This is a genomic window from Pseudomonas sp. NMS19W (genome assembly GCF_051554255.1).
GTDB lineage: Bacteria > Pseudomonadota > Gammaproteobacteria > Pseudomonadales > Pseudomonadaceae > Aquipseudomonas > Aquipseudomonas kribbensis.
Genome location: NZ_CP136718.1, coordinates 4,586,353 through 4,600,424, shown reverse-complemented (window position 1 = coordinate 4,600,424; position 14,072 = coordinate 4,586,353). Strand labels below are relative to the sequence as shown.

Genomic DNA, 14,072 nt, shown 5'->3' with positions numbered 1-14,072 from the left:
AAACCGCTCTATGCTCGCCCTCGGCAAACTGCTTGAACTGACCCTCGCCGGCCGCGAACCGGCGGAGAAGACTCAACTGACTGTCGAAGGCGTGCGCATGCGCTGGCTGAGCGAGGGTGCGCTGGAAGTCCGGCCACCCGAAGCGCGCGACAATGGCCTGGACCTGCTGCTGTCGGCAGGCATCCACGGCAACGAAACGGCACCGATCGAATTGCTCGACCGGCTGCTGCATGACATCGCCCGCGGCGACTTGAAGCCGCGCGCACGCATTCTGTTCCTGTTCGGCAATCCGGAAGCGATTCGCAAGGGCGAGCGCTTCATCGAACAAGACGTCAATCGGCTGTTCAACGGCCGTCACGAACAAAGCAGCGGTTCCGAAGCCCTGCGCGCCTGCGAGCTGGAACGCCTGGCCGCAAGTTTCTTCAGCGTGCCGGATCGTCAGCGCCTGCACTACGACCTGCACACGGCGATTCGCGGTTCGAAGATCGAGCAGTTCGCGTTGTATCCGTGGAAGGAAGGTCGTCAGCATTCCCGCCTTGAACTGGCCCGCCTGCGCGCCGCTGGCATGGAAGCGGTGCTGTTGCAGAACAAACCGTCGATCGTCTTCAGCTCCTACACCTACGACAAGCTCGGTGCCGAGTCCTTTACGCTGGAGCTGGGCAAGGCGCGGCCGTTCGGGCAGAACGCCGGGGTCAATGTGTCGCTGCTGGAAACCCGTCTGAAGCAGATCATCGAAGGCACCGAGCCGGAGATGGCCGAGCAGGGCCTGGACGGTCTGCAACTGTTCAGCGTGGCGCGGGAAATCATCAAGCACAGCGACTCGTTCCGCCTGAACCTGCCGGCGGACATCGAAAACTTTTCGGAGCTGGATGTGGGTTATGTGTTGGCCGAAGACCTGGCCAATACCCGCTGGATCATCGAAGAGCAGGGCGCGCGGATCATCTTCCCCAATCCCAAGGTCAAGAACGGCCTGCGGGCGGGCATTCTGATCGTGCCGACCACTGACGAGCAGTTGGCCTGACACTGAGTCTCCCCCGCGCGACGCACGGGGGAGATCGTTATTGCATCAGACCGCTACAGCGCGCGGCTCGGTGCGGCGCAATGCACGCACTTTCTGCAGCGTATCCGCGCAAGTCTTCGCCGCTTCCTGACCTTTGTGCACGAAATGCTCGAAGAAGAACTTCTGGTGTTCTTCGCCGGCATGGAAGTGGTGCGGGGTCAGGGATACCGAGAACACCGGCACTTCGGTTTCCAGCTGAACCTGCATCAGGCCGCTGACCACCGACTGGGCAACGAATTCGTGACGGTAGATGCCGCCGTCCACAACTAGTGCGGCCGCGACGATGCCGGCGTAACGGCCGGTCTTGGCCAACAGCTTGGCGTGCAGGGGCATTTCAAAGGCGCCGCCGACTTCGAAGAAATCGATGTCCGATTCCTGATAACCCTGGGCGATCATTTCGGCGAGGAAGCCTTTACGGCTCTGATCGACGATTTCCTTGTGCCAGCAGGCCTGGATGAACGCGACGCGCTCGCCGTGAGGGTGTTTGCTTTTGCTGTCGATAGCGGTGGGTTGCATGTTCTGACTCCTGTTTGTGTGAAAAACAGGGCGTTATGAATCGAAAGGGATTCAAGGGTACGCACGCTCGCGCGAACACGGCGGACGGCCCTTTGGCGTCAATCCCGTTCTCTCTTCATCCGGACTGTGACCGTCGGCCCCGGAATCACACCGGGTCTGCTGACCTTGCCGCCGTTCACGATTTTCTGCCGTGTCCGTCACCAAGCGCTCGCGGGCTATGCGCATTGCGCGCAATTACCGCCGGTGGGGAATTGCACCCCGCCCTGAGAACGTTTCGCCGCCCTTTATCGGGCGGCGCAGCGTTTTTAACACAGATTGCCGGGCCGTGCATTGCGCCTTTGTGATGATTGCCATCGGATTTTTCGAAGCGTGGAAACGACTTTTCCTTGCGCGAGGGTTGATTAATCCGCGCCATGCCCGCAGTAATTCCTCTACGAAAAGGGATTTCCCCTGCTGACCAGAGGCCAGGTTCATGAGCGTTATCGATCTTCGCAGCGACACCGTCACCCAACCGACTCCCGCCATGCTCGACGCGATGACCGCGGCGGCCACCGGGGATGATGTGTATGGCGAAGATCCGACGGTCAATCGTCTGGAAACCGAACTGGCAAAACGGCTGGGTTTTGCCGCCGCGCTGTTCGTCCCGACCGGCACCATGAGCAACCTGCTGGGCTTGATGGCCCATTGCGAGCGCGGTGACGAGTACATCGTCGGCCAACAGGCGCACACCTATAAGTACGAGGGGGGCGGCGCAGCAGTGCTCGGCTCGATCCAGCCGCAGCCGCTGGAGGTGCAGGCCGATGGCTCGCTGGACCTGGATCAGGTGGCAGCGGCGATCAAGCCTGACGACTTCCACTTCGCCCGCACCCGCCTGCTGGCGCTGGAAAACACCATGCAGGGCAAGGTGTTACCGATGGAGTATCTGGCCCGGGCGCGTCAGTTCACTCGGGACAATGGCCTCCAGTTGCATCTGGACGGTGCGCGTCTGTACAACGCCGCCGTCAAGCTCGGGGTTGATGCCCGGGAAATCACGCAACACTTCGATTCGGTGTCGGTGTGCCTGTCCAAAGGCCTCGGCGCGCCGGTGGGGTCGGTGCTTTGCGGTTCGGCCGAGTTGATCGGCAAGGCACGGCGCCTGCGCAAAATGGTCGGCGGCGGCATGCGTCAGGCCGGATTGCTGGCGGCGGCAGGTTTATATGCGCTGGATCACAACGTCGAGCGTCTGGCGGATGACCATGCCAACGCGCAATTCCTGGCCGAAGGCCTGCGCGAGGCGGGTTTCAGCGTCGAACCGGTGCAGACCAACATGGTTTATGTGCAGATGGGTGACCGTGCCGAAGCGATCAAGGCATTTGCCGCCGAGCGCGGGATCAAACTGAGCGCTGCCGCCCGTCTGCGGATGGTCACGCACATGGACGTCAATCGCTCGCAAATCGAGCAAGTGATCGCGACATTCGTCGAGTTTTCGCGCAAGTGACAGCGTTAGCCCCTCAATTGACCGTTTCTATCGTATAAACACGCTGTACCCCGCGCGCAGGGCCGATATAATGCGGCCCTTTGCCGTCGTTTCGTCTGTTGACGTTTCGTACAGGCCTTTGGCCGCAGCCTCCGTGGAAGAACCTAATGAAAAGCGCAGAAATCCGTGAAGCCTTCCTTCGCTTCTTCGAAGAGCAAGGCCACACCCGTGTAGCCTCCAGCTCTTTGATTCCGGGCAACGACCCAACCCTGCTGTTCACCAACGCGGGGATGAACCAGTTCAAGGACTGCTTCCTGGGCCAGGAAAAGCGCGCGTACACCCGCGCCGTCTCCAGCCAGAAATGCGTGCGCGCCGGCGGCAAGCACAACGACCTGGAAAACGTCGGTTACACCGCCCGTCACCACACCTTCTTCGAAATGCTGGGCAACTTCAGCTTCGGCGATTACTTCAAGCGTGACGCCATCACCTACGCCTGGAACTTCCTGACCTCCGAGAAGTGGCTGAACCTGCCGAAGGAAAAGCTGTGGGTCACCGTCTACGCGAGCGATGACGAGGCTTACGACATCTGGACCAAGGAAGTCGGTGTGCCGGCCGAGCGCATGGTGCGTATCGGCGACAACAAGGGCGCGCCTTACGCCTCCGACAACTTCTGGACCATGGGCGATACCGGCCCGTGCGGTCCTTGCACCGAGATTTTCTACGATCACGGCGCCGACATCTGGGGTGGCCCACCGGGCTCACCGGAAGAGGACGGCGACCGTTACATCGAAATCTGGAACAACGTGTTCATGCAGTTCAACCGCACCGCCGATGGCGTGTTGCACCCGCTGCCAGCGCCGTCGGTGGACACCGGCATGGGCCTGGAGCGGATCAGTGCCGTGCTGCAGCACGTTCACTCGAACTATGAAATCGATCTGTTCCAGAGCCTGTTGGCCGCTTCGGCCAAGGCCATCGGTTGCAGCAACGATAACCAGGCGTCCCTGAAAGTCGTGGCTGACCACATCCGTTCGTGCGGCTTCCTGATTGCCGATGGCGTGCTGCCGTCCAACGAAGGCCGTGGCTACGTGCTGCGCCGGATCATTCGTCGCGCCTGCCGTCACGGCAACAAGCTGGGCGCCAAGGGCAGCTTCTTCTACCAGATCGTTGCTGCACTCGTGGCCGAGATGGGTGAAGCCTTCCCAGAGCTGAAATCCCAGCAGGCGCACATCGAACGCGTACTGAAAGCCGAAGAAGAGCAATTCGCCAAGACCCTGGAGCAGGGCCTGAAGATCCTCGAGCAGGATCTGGCCGAGCTCAAAGGCGACGTGGTTCCGGGCGACGTAGTGTTCAAGCTCTACGATACCTACGGTTTCCCGATGGACCTGACCGCGGACATCGCTCGCGAACGCAGCCTGACCATCGACGAAGCCGGTTTCGAGCGTGAAATGGAAGCCCAGCGCGTCCGTGCACGTTCCGCCAGCTCCTTCGGCCTGGACTACAACAGCCTGGTCAAGGTTGATGTCGATACCGAATTCACCGGCTACCACGCCACCAGCGGTTCGGCGAAAGTCGTTGCTCTTTATAAAGATGGCCAGTCGGTGGACGTCTTGAGTGAAGGGCAGGAAGGCGTTGTGGTTCTGAACCAGACGCCGTTCTACGCAGAATCCGGCGGCCAGGTTGGCGATTGCGGTTACCTGCAGGCCGGCAACAGCCGTTTCGACGTGCGCGACACCACCAAGACCGGCGGCGCATTCCTGCACCACGGCGTTCTGGCGTCGGGCAGCCTGATCGTTGGCGCCCCGGTAGAGGCTCACGTCGAAGCCGACGTGCGTCACGCCACTTCGCTGAACCACTCGGCCACTCACTTGCTGCACGCAGCATTGCGCAAAGTGCTGGGCGATCACGTTCAACAGAAAGGCTCGCTGGTCGACAGTCAGCGCCTGCGTTTCGACTTCAGCCACTTTGAAGCGATCAAGCCGGAGCAGATCAAGGCGCTGGAAGACATCGTCAACGCCGAGATCCGCAAGAACTCCGCCGTTGAAACCGAAGAAACCGACATCGAAACCGCCAAGCAGAAAGGCGCCATGGCGCTGTTCGGCGAGAAGTACGGCGACAACGTGCGCGTGCTGAGCATGGGCGGCGATTTCTCCGTCGAGCTGTGCGGCGGTATCCACGCCAACCGTACCGGCGACATCGGTCTGCTGAAAATCATCAGCGAAGGCGGTGTGGCATCGGGTGTGCGTCGTATCGAAGCGGTCACCGGCGCTGCGGCGCTGGCTTACTTGAACGCTGCTGAAGAACAACTCAAGGAAGCGGCCAGCCTGGTCAAGGGCAGCCGCGAAAACCTGATCGACAAGCTGTCGGCCGTACTGGAACGCAACCGCGCACTGGAGAAACAGCTCGAGCAGTTGCAGGCCAAGGCCGCTGCTGCCGCCGGCGATGATCTGTCGGCTTCGGCTGTGGACGTCAAAGGCGTGAAGGTTCTGGCCGTGCGTCTGGATGGTCAGGACGGCAAGGCGCTCCTGGCGCTGGTCGATCAGCTGAAAAACAAACTCGGTCGCGCAGTGATCCTGCTCGGCAGTGTCCATGAGGAAAAGGTCGTACTGGTTGCAGGCGTGACCAAGGACCTGACTGGCCAACTCAAAGCCGGTGATTTGATGAAACAGGCTGCTGCGGCAGTGGGCGGGAAGGGCGGTGGTCGTCCGGACATGGCGCAGGGCGGCGGTGTTGATGCCGGTGCTCTGGATGGTGCATTGGCGCTGACCGTTCCATTCGTCGAGCAGGGTTTATAAGACGGCCCGTCGGGCCCGCAGTCTAGTGGCGGGCCCGGCGGCTGTTCGAGTGATTATTGGGCGCCCTTCATGGGCAGAGGCGGCTTTGAAATGGCTTTGATCGTACAGAAATTTGGAGGCACCTCGGTCGGCACTGTCGAGAGAATCGAGCAGGTCGCCGACAAGGTTAAGAAATTCCGCGATGCCGGCGATGACCTGGTGGTTGTGCTGTCTGCAATGAGCGGCGAAACCAACCGTCTGATCGATCTGGCCAAGCAAATCAGTGGCGAAGATCAACCGGTTCCGCGTGAGCTGGACGTGATTGTTTCCACCGGTGAGCAGGTGACGATCGCCCTGTTGGCCATGGCGCTGATCAAGCGCGGTGTGCCGGCGGTGTCGTACACCGGTAATCAGGTGCGGATCCTGACGGACAGTGCGCACAATAAAGCGCGTATCTTGCAGATTGATGACCAGAAGATTCGTGGCGATCTGAAGGCTGGTCGTGTAGTTGTGGTCGCCGGTTTCCAGGGCGTCGACGAACACGGCAATATCACGACCCTGGGTCGTGGCGGTTCCGACACTACCGGCGTGGCGCTGGCTGCTGCGTTGAAGGCTGACGAGTGCCAGATCTACACCGACGTCGATGGTGTCTACACCACTGACCCGCGTGTGGTATCGGTCGCTCAGCGCCTGGACAAGATCACCTTCGAAGAGATGCTGGAAATGGCCAGCCTCGGTTCCAAGGTGCTGCAGATCCGTGCCGTGGAGTTCGCCGGCAAGTACAACGTTCCGCTGCGCGTACTGCACAGCTTCAAGGAGGGTCCGGGCACCCTCATTACTATTGATGAAGAGGAAACCATGGAACAGCCGATCATTTCCGGCATCGCTTTCAATCGCGATGAAGCCAAGCTGACCATCCGTGGCGTGCCAGACACCCCGGGCGTGGCGTTCAAGATTCTCGGCCCGATCAGTGCCGCGAACATCGAAGTCGACATGATCGTGCAGAACGTCGCGCACGATAACACCACCGACTTCACCTTCACCGTGCACCGCAACGACTACCAGTCCGCGCAGACCGTGCTGGAAAACACCGCTCGCGAGATCGGTGCTCGTGAAGTCGTCGGCGACACCAAGATCGCCAAGGTTTCGATCGTCGGTGTCGGCATGCGCTCCCACGCAGGCGTGGCCAGTCGCATGTTTGAATCCCTGGCGAAGGAAAGCATCAACATCCAGATGATCTCGACTTCGGAAATCAAGGTTTCCGTAGTGATCGAAGAGAAGTACCTGGAACTGGCCGTGCGCGCTCTGCACACGGCTTTCGAACTGGACGCTCCAGCCCGTCAGGGCGAGTAATCCTGGTCAATGAAGGGCGCGGTCTGACCGCGCCCTTTATTTTTTGAATGGCGCGAGCCCTGAACTGTTTTTTTGCTCGTGCTGGTCAATACTCAGGCATGTAGGGCTACGATCGCTCCGGTTGTAGGTCGGGTGCCTTTTTTTTGCAGACTGTTGTCCCTGAAATGATTCGCGTGAGGAGAAAGGTATGCTGATTCTGACTCGTCGGTGCGCAGAAAGCCTGATTATCGGTGATGGCGAAATCACCGTGACCGTGCTCGGCGTCAAAGGAAATCAAGTGCGTATCGGCGTCAATGCCCCGAAAGAGGTCGCCGTGCACCGTGAGGAAATCTACCTGCGTATAAAGAAAGAGAAGGACGAAGAACCAAGTCATTAATTTTTATTGATTTTTATGTTTGCAAACGGGGAAAAGGTTGGTTAAGATACGCCCCGTGTTGCGGAGAGCTGGCCGAGTGGCCGAAGGCGCTCCCCTGCTAAGGGAGTACACCTCACAAGGGTGTCGGGGGTTCGAATCCCCCGTTCTCCGCCATTATTTGCTTAGTACGTTGTAATCTGGCTTTTTCTGTAAGTTGTTGAAATTAATAGAAAAAGTGGTTGGAATAGAGATTAGACGGGCTATAATGCGGCGCAACAAATGCACTCGTAGCTCAGCTGGATAGAGTACTCGGCTACGAACCGAGCGGTCACAGGTTCGAATCCTGTCGAGTGCACCATTTAAGGGTCAGTTACAGCAATGTAAATGACTCGGCTTCAACCAGGTGTGATCTGGTCTAACAAACACAAATGCACTCGTAGCTCAGCTGGATAGAGTACTCGGCTACGAACCGAGCGGTCACAGGTTCGAATCCTGTCGAGTGCACCATTTAAGAGTTAGTTGCAGCAATGTAAGTAACTTGGCTTCATCCAGTTGTGGTCTGGTCTAAAAACACAAATTGCACTCGTAGCTCAGCTGGATAGAGTACTCGGCTACGAACCGAGCGGTCACAGGTTCGAATCCTGTCGAGTGCACCATATACCAGAAAGCCCGCGTTTAACGCGGGCTTTTTTGCTGTCCGGGATTTGAGTTTTCCCGTCACGCATCCTTTCTCATCAAAATCGACCTGAGCACTACGGCCTCGCTTGAGGTCGTAACGATAAGTCGTTGCCGAATTGCGGATGCTGATCCTGTCAGGCTTGCCCAGGGCGCTTTCAACATCCTGTTGGCTCATGCCGGCGATGATTCGTTGATTGATGATTGCTTCGCGCTTCTGTCGCGCGTCGATCAGATCTCCGCATTTGTCTTGTGTCCGGCCTACGACGGCCATTTCTCGCTTTCTGATATTCATACCGGATATTTCTTCGTGTCGGGCTTCGGGTATCAATGCCACTGTCGAGCCGGGCGAGTAGGGGCGTACCTCCTGAAGTAGAAGGCGTTCATTGTTAGCGCAACTCAGCGTCGTGAATGTGAGGCTACCGTCGGCAGCTTCGCAGCGGTGAAGTGTCGTTGTGTTCCCTGTGGCCGGAAGGCAGAGCAAGGTGGTCAATATGAGTCTGGATGTTTGCGATGGCATTTGGCGTCCTCCTTGACGATCCTTTTCAAGCGTAGCCGGGGGATTTTTTCATCGCTGGTGTGTTTTCTTTTCAGAATGAGTCGTCGCAGTCTGAAGAATCAGGACAACGCTCAGGTTTGTCTCGCAAGCGCTTGTTTCGGGCTGGATTTTTTAACGTTTAAAACCGTCAGGCGGTGTATCATTGCGCCCGTCAGCCCCGCCGGGGCTTATGGAAAACCTCCATGGACTTACCCAGTAGTTACTCAATACTCAGTTTTACCAATCATGAATTGACTGATTGATCCTTCCGGCGTGCCCCGCTGCTGGGAGTGGAGTTCGCCTATGTCCGAAATCGAAGTAAAGAAAACACAGGAAAGCCTGCAGGATCGCCTGGCTCAGGTCGTCGAGCTGCTGCAGCGCCAGAGGGTCGTCGAAGACCTGACTCACCGTCAGGAAGGCCCGCACCATGACCGGGTCGAGAACCTGGTCCACCGGCAAAATCTTGTCGAGCTGCAGCGCAAGCTCGATGATCTGCACTCCGCCGACGTCGCCTACATTCTTGAAGCCCTGCCTCTGGATGATCGTCTGACGCTTTGGCAACTGGTCAAGGCCGATCGCGACGGCGACATTCTTCTCGAGGTATCCGACTCCGTCCGTGAAACGCTGATCGCCGACATGGACGATCACGAGCTCCTGGCTGCGGCCAAGGACATGGATGCCGACGAACTTGCTGACCTGGCCTCTGAGCTGCCGCGAGACGTCGTCCATGAGCTGATGGAGACCCTGGATCAGCAGCAACGAGAGCGCGTGCGCTCGGCCCTGTCCTACGACGAGGAGCAGGTCGGTGCGCTGATGGACTTCGAGATGGTGACGATCCGTGAGGACGTCAGTCTCGAAGTGGTCCTGCGTTACCTGCGTCGCTTGAAAGAACTGCCGGGTCATACCGACAAACTGTTCGTGGTCGACTACGACGGCGTGCTCAAGGGCGTGCTGCCGATCAAGCGTTTGCTGGTCAATGATCCCGAGAAGCAGGTTTCCGAAGTGATGGCCAGCGATCCGGTGAGTTTCCACCCGGATGAAGATGCCTACGACGCCGCTCAGGCGTTCGAACGTTACGACTTGATCTCGGCACCGGTGGTCGACAAGAACGGCAAGCTGATCGGTCGTCTGACAATCGATGAAATGGTCGACCTGATTCGTGAGGAGAGCGAAAGCGAAGTCCTCAACATGGCGGGTCTGCGGGAAGAGGAAGATATTTTCGCTTCCGTCTGGAAATCCCTGCGCAACCGTTGGGCGTGGCTGGCGATCAACCTGATCACCGCTTTCGTTGCTTCACGGGTGATCGGTCTGTTCGAGGGATCGATCGAGAAACTCGTGGCGTTGGCGGCATTGATGCCGATCGTGGCGGGTATTGGCGGCAACTCCGGCAACCAGACGATTACCATGATCGTTCGCGCTATGGCGCTCGATCAGGTCAGCACAGGTAACACTTCGCGTCTGATGCGCAAGGAACTGGCCGTGGCATTGATCAACGGTCTGGTCTGGGGCGGTGTGATCGGTGTGGTGGCCTACATGCTGTATGGGAGTTGGTCCCTCGGCGTGGTGATGACCGCCGCGATGACGCTCAATCTTCTGCTGGCGGCGTTGATGGGGGTGTTGATTCCGATGACCCTGGCCAAGATGGGGCGCGACCCGGCGATGGGTGCCAGTGTGATGATCACGGCCATGACCGACAGTGGCGGCTTCTTCATCTTCCTGGGATTGGCGACCATTTTCCTGCTCTGATCGCCTGCATCGAAATAGCCCGCCATTTGGCGGGCTTTTTTTCGTCCTGGAAAAGCTCAAATAACGGGCAAAAAAAGCCAGCACTCATGCTGGCTTGAGGTGTTCGGTTTGACTCAGGATGCGTCTGCGGCCATTTCGGCGTCGTGGGCGATCAGAGAAACCAGCGCGTTCTGCTGGCGATGGGAAAGTTGGCGGAAGCGTTGCAACAACTCGCGTTCGTGCAGCGAAAGCTCCGGGCTGTCGAGGCGCATGCTCAGTTCTTCGCCCAGTGCGCCTTCCTGAATAAGACTCTGCTCAAGGCGCGCAATGATCTCGGAGTTCATGCTGCGATGATGATTGCGAGCCACCTCGGCAATGCGTTCACGCATTCCGTCTGGCAGACGTACGACGAACTTGTCAGCCGTACGGCTGGAATAAATTGCCTGTTTCAATGGGCGCATATATTTAACCGGTTAGTTCAGGGGAGCGGTTCTCGGGATTGGCCGCAGGATGAGTTGTAGGACATGCATCCGCGCCAAATGGTTCAACCTGAATTGTTAAGAGGCTCGCATCATGCCTCAAAATTGCCAGATCATTGGCGTCAATTCTGTGACAAATATTGATCCGGGTAAAGGCGTAATGCCAGCACCAATTATCAGAAATGCGGACTGGTTTGAAAAGAATGCATCGGCCCGTATCGCTGACCGCGTCCTGAAGCGCACGAAGGGATGCCCGAAGGCCTCGGACCGTGCATGCTATGCGAATAAAATCCTTGTTCCTTACCTTGTACAGGATAGTGGCAAATGGCCGATTTACTAGGGGCAAATGTCCGCCGGAGGGCGTTTTCAGGATGGATGGCAGGCTGATTTATCTTATGGGGCCATCCGGGTCCGGCAAGGACAGTCTGATCGATGCTGCGCGTGAGCCTTTGCATGCGCTGAACTGCGAAGTGATGCGTCGGGTGATCACGCGTTCGGCTGAATCGGTGGGCGAAGATGCGATCGGAGTATCACCGCAAGAGTTCGAGCGGCTTCAGCTCGCAGGCGAGTTTTCGCTGGCCTGGCAGGCCAACGGTCTCTCCTATGGAATACCGGCGGAAATGGACCAATGGTTGAAAGCCGGGAAGCATGTGCTGGTTAATGGTTCCCGGGCGAACCTTCGACAAGCGATAGAAGGCTACCCTTCGCTGCTGCCGGTGTTGCTGACGGTGCGGGATGATGTTTTGCGTGAGCGCCTGCTCCGGCGCGGTCGCGAGACGCTTGAACAGATCAATGCAAGGCTTGCCCGGAACGCGCTGTTCAAGGAAAGACGTTCAACCGACAGACCTGTGCATTTGATCGACAATTCGGGTGATCTGGCGGATGCCGTCGGTCATTTGCTGCAATTGGTCAGCTTCAGCGCAGTACCGGATCAAACTTGATCCTGCGCCCGGCAACCAGGGCCAGCGCAAACAGAACAGCGAAAACGCCGCAGCCGATCAGCGGCAGAGAGATTTCTGTTTCTTCGAACAGCGAGAAATGCAGAACACCGCTCAAGACAGCGAGGATCAATAACCCCAAGGCGGATTTGGACATGCGGTACTCCCGAAAATGATTCAAAACACCAAGCGTTCCGACATCTGTGTCGTCGGTGCCTGATCGGACTCGCTGACGTCATGCGCAGCAAAACCGCGCTGATCGTTCATCACCGCCCATTGCGGTGCCTTCTGCACTTGCAGGTAATGCGGCATGCGCTGGGCCACGGCTTGGTTGTGCTGGGGGATGAAATGAAAACCCACCAGAACCGTCAGGGCGATTGCGTTTGCGAGCAAGAGGAAGCGGTTCATGAGGCGATGCTCCGTTTGTTCTTTTGCAAGAACGGAAGCAGCTGCCGTGCCAATAGTCTAACCGCTGTTAAGTCCTTTAAAAACAAGCATTTGGAAGGGCTTTTAGAACGGTGCGGATTGCATTCTGCAATGATGGCTTTTTGCGGTGATGCAAATTGCACGACAAAACATCCCACGATGCTGGAAGGCGCCTGCCTACACTCAAAAAGCCCCGCGGACGACATGACAAATCGGGGCCTGCCCGTTAACATGCACGCCGTCTGTCGCTTCGGCAGTTTTGTGTCTCAGTAGCTCAATTGGATAGAGCATCCCCCTCCTAAGGGGAAGGTTGGCAGTTCGAACCTGCCCTGGGACACCATCTATTGAAAAGCCCCGTGCAGAGAAATCTGGCGGGGCTTTTTGCTGCGCGGGATAATGACCTAGAACGTCTCGGCGCCACCTTCGGCTTTGCCAATCGAGGTGCTGATCTGGGTGATGTGCCGACGCCCGTTGACCGTATAACCACGCTCCTGGCCCTCAGACTCTGGCTTGCGCATCGTCAGTTGTGCATAAAGCCCGTTCTTTTCATCGTATGTGCCGAACCAGTTGATCAGTCGTGCGACAAAACAATCATCACCGATGATCACGGGGAAGTCGGCGACAGGTTCGATCGCGTAATAGCTCGCACCGTAGCCGTAGTACTCCTCACTGTCCTTGGCGGTTTGGGGGATGGGGCAGAGTGGTTTTTTCTGCTGGCCCGTCATCCCTGGATTTGCATTCATGCCCGTCACAGCTTTGGCTAGCGCCTTCTGCAGGGATGGTTCCAGTTCGTAGGCTTTATTGCTGTCCTCGATGTATTGAGTGTGTGGAACGGTGAGTTGGTAGTCGTAGCGCACGCTGACAGTCGGCACCTGCCTGTTGACCTTCAGAGGATTGAGCAGGTAGACCTGATCTTCGCCGTAGCTACCGTTTCGGTAGGCGAAATAGATTTTTCCGCGAGTAGCGATCAGGTACGCGGACTGATTGGCGCCTCGGTCATTGGTATAGAAAAGTACGCTGTCGCTACTGGCTTGAGAGTCAATCTCAGCCGTTCTCCTGACAAATCGGCCGTCGACCTGACGCCAGGTTTCCGTGTAATGAAACATCCCGGTGCCGCCGGCGTAGGTTTCCACGATGAGGTCACGCTGGCCGTCTCCGTCCAGATCCATCAGGGTGTACGAGGTTTGACCTGCCTCTGCGGCTCCCTTGATGGCGGATGCTTGCAGTGCTTTCCACTCGTCTTGAGTGACATCTTTGGGAATGCGTGTGGGAAAGAGTGGTTGCTCGTCTTCATCCAGCTCGGCTGAAAATGAGCTGCCGACTTCGCCAAGGGTCAGAGAATCCAGCGCCCGCTCCAGCGCAAACTCCGGATTCTCCCTGCTCATCTCCTGAACCCGCCGCTGCAGATCCTCCATGACCTGCCTGTCAATGTCGTCGGGCTTATAGGCAACCGCCTCAATCCACTGCGCGTGCAATACCTCCAAGCGATTCCGATAGTGCTGGCTCAGGCAGTCGATATTTTCAGCGCATTCATTACGTTCGTTCAGCCACCGACGCTGGGTCTTCCTCAGTTCGCTCTGTGTCTGCGGGGCGGTCTTGATCAACTTGCGATAAACCGACCCCATCTGCGCATCCAGCTCATACAGAGGCTTGTTCGCACAAATCGTGGTTTCCACAACACTTGCAGCCTTTGTGCAGTCCATTCCGGTCGCCATTGCCTGCTGGAAAAACAGCAGTGCACAGGCCGACACGATGCAACGTCCTTTGATGTACACGATGA

The 14,072-nt window shown here is 57.8% G+C and carries 12 protein-coding genes, 5 tRNA genes and 1 riboswitch; of the genes, 12 read left to right on the top strand and 5 right to left on the bottom strand.

Annotated features, from left to right (window positions below; translation table 11 throughout):
• Window positions 1–10 precede the first annotated feature (10 nt).
• Window positions 11–1,021, top strand: coding sequence for a succinylglutamate desuccinylase (astE, locus tag R1A29_RS21010; protein WP_085730358.1), 1,011 nt, complete (start codon window positions 11–13; stop codon window positions 1,019–1,021).
• Between the two features lie 45 nt (window positions 1,022–1,066).
• Here astE and R1A29_RS21005 read toward each other — a convergent pair whose 3' ends face one another.
• The gene (locus tag R1A29_RS21005; RefSeq protein ID WP_039772077.1) at window positions 1,067–1,576 is read right to left on the bottom strand and encodes a 6,7-dimethyl-8-ribityllumazine synthase; all 510 of its coding nucleotides are present in this window, start codon (window positions 1,574–1,576) and stop codon (window positions 1,067–1,069) included.
• A gap of 102 nt (window positions 1,577–1,678) precedes the next feature.
• Window positions 1,679–1,851: riboswitch (FMN riboswitch) on the bottom strand.
• Between the two features lie 197 nt (window positions 1,852–2,048).
• On the opposite strand from R1A29_RS21005, the gene ltaE reads away from it, so the two are divergent.
• The 9 genes from ltaE (at window position 2,049) to mgtE (ending at window position 10,470) form a co-directional block, all read left to right on the top strand.
• Complete coding sequence (gene ltaE, locus R1A29_RS21000) at window positions 2,049–3,053, top strand: low-specificity L-threonine aldolase (protein WP_438299452.1); 1,005 nt, start codon at window positions 2,049–2,051, stop codon at window positions 3,051–3,053.
• Window positions 3,054–3,199: 146 nt separating this feature from the next.
• Entirely contained in the window at window positions 3,200–5,824 is a 2,625-nt protein-coding gene (gene alaS, locus R1A29_RS20995; protein ID WP_438299451.1) for an alanine--tRNA ligase, read from the top strand.
• A gap of 90 nt (window positions 5,825–5,914) precedes the next feature.
• Window positions 5,915–7,156 (top strand): aspartate kinase, encoded by a 1,242-nt coding sequence (locus R1A29_RS20990; protein ID WP_007951048.1) that lies wholly within the window; start codon window positions 5,915–5,917, stop codon window positions 7,154–7,156.
• A gap of 187 nt (window positions 7,157–7,343) precedes the next feature.
• Complete coding sequence (csrA, locus tag R1A29_RS20985; RefSeq protein ID WP_002554426.1) at window positions 7,344–7,532, top strand: carbon storage regulator CsrA; 189 nt, start codon at window positions 7,344–7,346, stop codon at window positions 7,530–7,532.
• Between the two features lie 62 nt (window positions 7,533–7,594).
• Window positions 7,595–7,685 (top strand) — tRNA-Ser (locus tag R1A29_RS20980).
• A gap of 107 nt (window positions 7,686–7,792) precedes the next feature.
• Window positions 7,793–7,869 (top strand) — tRNA-Arg (locus R1A29_RS20975).
• Window positions 7,870–7,941: 72 nt separating this feature from the next.
• Window positions 7,942–8,018, top strand: a tRNA-Arg gene (locus R1A29_RS20970).
• A 72-nt stretch (window positions 8,019–8,090) separates the two neighbouring features.
• Window positions 8,091–8,167 (top strand) — tRNA-Arg (locus R1A29_RS20965).
• An 860-nt stretch (window positions 8,168–9,027) separates the two neighbouring features.
• On the top strand, window positions 9,028–10,470 hold the full coding sequence (gene mgtE, locus R1A29_RS20960; protein ID WP_011335525.1) for a magnesium transporter: 1,443 nt from the start codon (window positions 9,028–9,030) through the stop codon (window positions 10,468–10,470).
• Window positions 10,471–10,583: 113 nt separating this feature from the next.
• Here the strand turns inward: mgtE and R1A29_RS20955 are convergent, their stop codons facing one another.
• Window positions 10,584–10,910, bottom strand: coding sequence for an Arc family DNA-binding protein (locus R1A29_RS20955; protein ID WP_003178899.1), 327 nt, complete (start codon window positions 10,908–10,910; stop codon window positions 10,584–10,586).
• Window positions 10,911–11,299: 389 nt separating this feature from the next.
• Between R1A29_RS20955 and phnN the strand changes: the two genes are divergently transcribed.
• Entirely contained in the window at window positions 11,300–11,869 is a 570-nt protein-coding gene (phnN, locus tag R1A29_RS20950; RefSeq protein ID WP_438299450.1) for a phosphonate metabolism protein/1,5-bisphosphokinase (PRPP-forming) PhnN, read from the top strand.
• Here phnN and R1A29_RS20945 read toward each other — a convergent pair.
• Together R1A29_RS20945 and R1A29_RS20940 are read right to left on the bottom strand one after the other, a co-directional pair.
• Window positions 11,844–12,023, bottom strand: coding sequence for a PA3371 family protein (locus tag R1A29_RS20945; protein ID WP_438299449.1), 180 nt, complete (start codon window positions 12,021–12,023; stop codon window positions 11,844–11,846). The two genes, phnN and R1A29_RS20945, sit on opposite strands and share 26 nt — an antisense overlap.
• Before the next feature lie 20 nt (window positions 12,024–12,043).
• Window positions 12,044–12,274, bottom strand: coding sequence for a hypothetical protein (locus R1A29_RS20940; RefSeq protein WP_438299448.1), 231 nt, complete (start codon window positions 12,272–12,274; stop codon window positions 12,044–12,046).
• A 281-nt stretch (window positions 12,275–12,555) separates the two neighbouring features.
• On the opposite strand from R1A29_RS20940, the gene R1A29_RS20935 reads away from it, so the two are divergent.
• Window positions 12,556–12,632, top strand: a tRNA-Arg gene (locus R1A29_RS20935).
• 61 nt (window positions 12,633–12,693) lie between these two features.
• Here R1A29_RS20935 and R1A29_RS20930 read toward each other — a convergent pair.
• Window positions 12,694–14,067, bottom strand: coding sequence for a lysozyme inhibitor LprI family protein (locus R1A29_RS20930; RefSeq protein WP_438299447.1), 1,374 nt, complete (start codon window positions 14,065–14,067; stop codon window positions 12,694–12,696).
• Window positions 14,068–14,072: the final 5 nt, after the last annotated feature.

Bases quoted from the DNA above. Each gene is read 5' to 3' on its own strand.
- csrA (WP_002554426.1), top strand. From the start codon at position 7,344: ATGCTGATTCTGACTCGTCGGTGCGCAGAAAGCCTGATTATCGGTGAT.
- phnN (WP_438299450.1), top strand. From the start codon at position 11,300: ATGGATGGCAGGCTGATTTATCTTATGGGGCCATCCGGGTCCGGCAAG.
- R1A29_RS20990 (WP_007951048.1), top strand. From the start codon at position 5,915: ATGGCTTTGATCGTACAGAAATTTGGAGGCACCTCGGTCGGCACTGTC.
- R1A29_RS20955 (WP_003178899.1), bottom strand. From the start codon at position 10,910: ATGCGCCCATTGAAACAGGCAATTTATTCCAGCCGTACGGCTGACAAG.
- R1A29_RS20940 (WP_438299448.1), bottom strand. From the start codon at position 12,274: ATGAACCGCTTCCTCTTGCTCGCAAACGCAATCGCCCTGACGGTTCTG.
- mgtE (WP_011335525.1), top strand. From the start codon at position 9,028: ATGTCCGAAATCGAAGTAAAGAAAACACAGGAAAGCCTGCAGGATCGC.
- ltaE (WP_438299452.1), top strand. From the start codon at position 2,049: ATGAGCGTTATCGATCTTCGCAGCGACACCGTCACCCAACCGACTCCC.
- R1A29_RS21005 (WP_039772077.1), bottom strand. From the start codon at position 1,576: ATGCAACCCACCGCTATCGACAGCAAAAGCAAACACCCTCACGGCGAG.
- astE (WP_085730358.1), top strand. From the start codon at position 11: ATGCTCGCCCTCGGCAAACTGCTTGAACTGACCCTCGCCGGCCGCGAA.
- R1A29_RS20945 (WP_438299449.1), bottom strand. From the start codon at position 12,023: ATGTCCAAATCCGCCTTGGGGTTATTGATCCTCGCTGTCTTGAGCGGT.
- alaS (WP_438299451.1), top strand. From the start codon at position 3,200: ATGAAAAGCGCAGAAATCCGTGAAGCCTTCCTTCGCTTCTTCGAAGAG.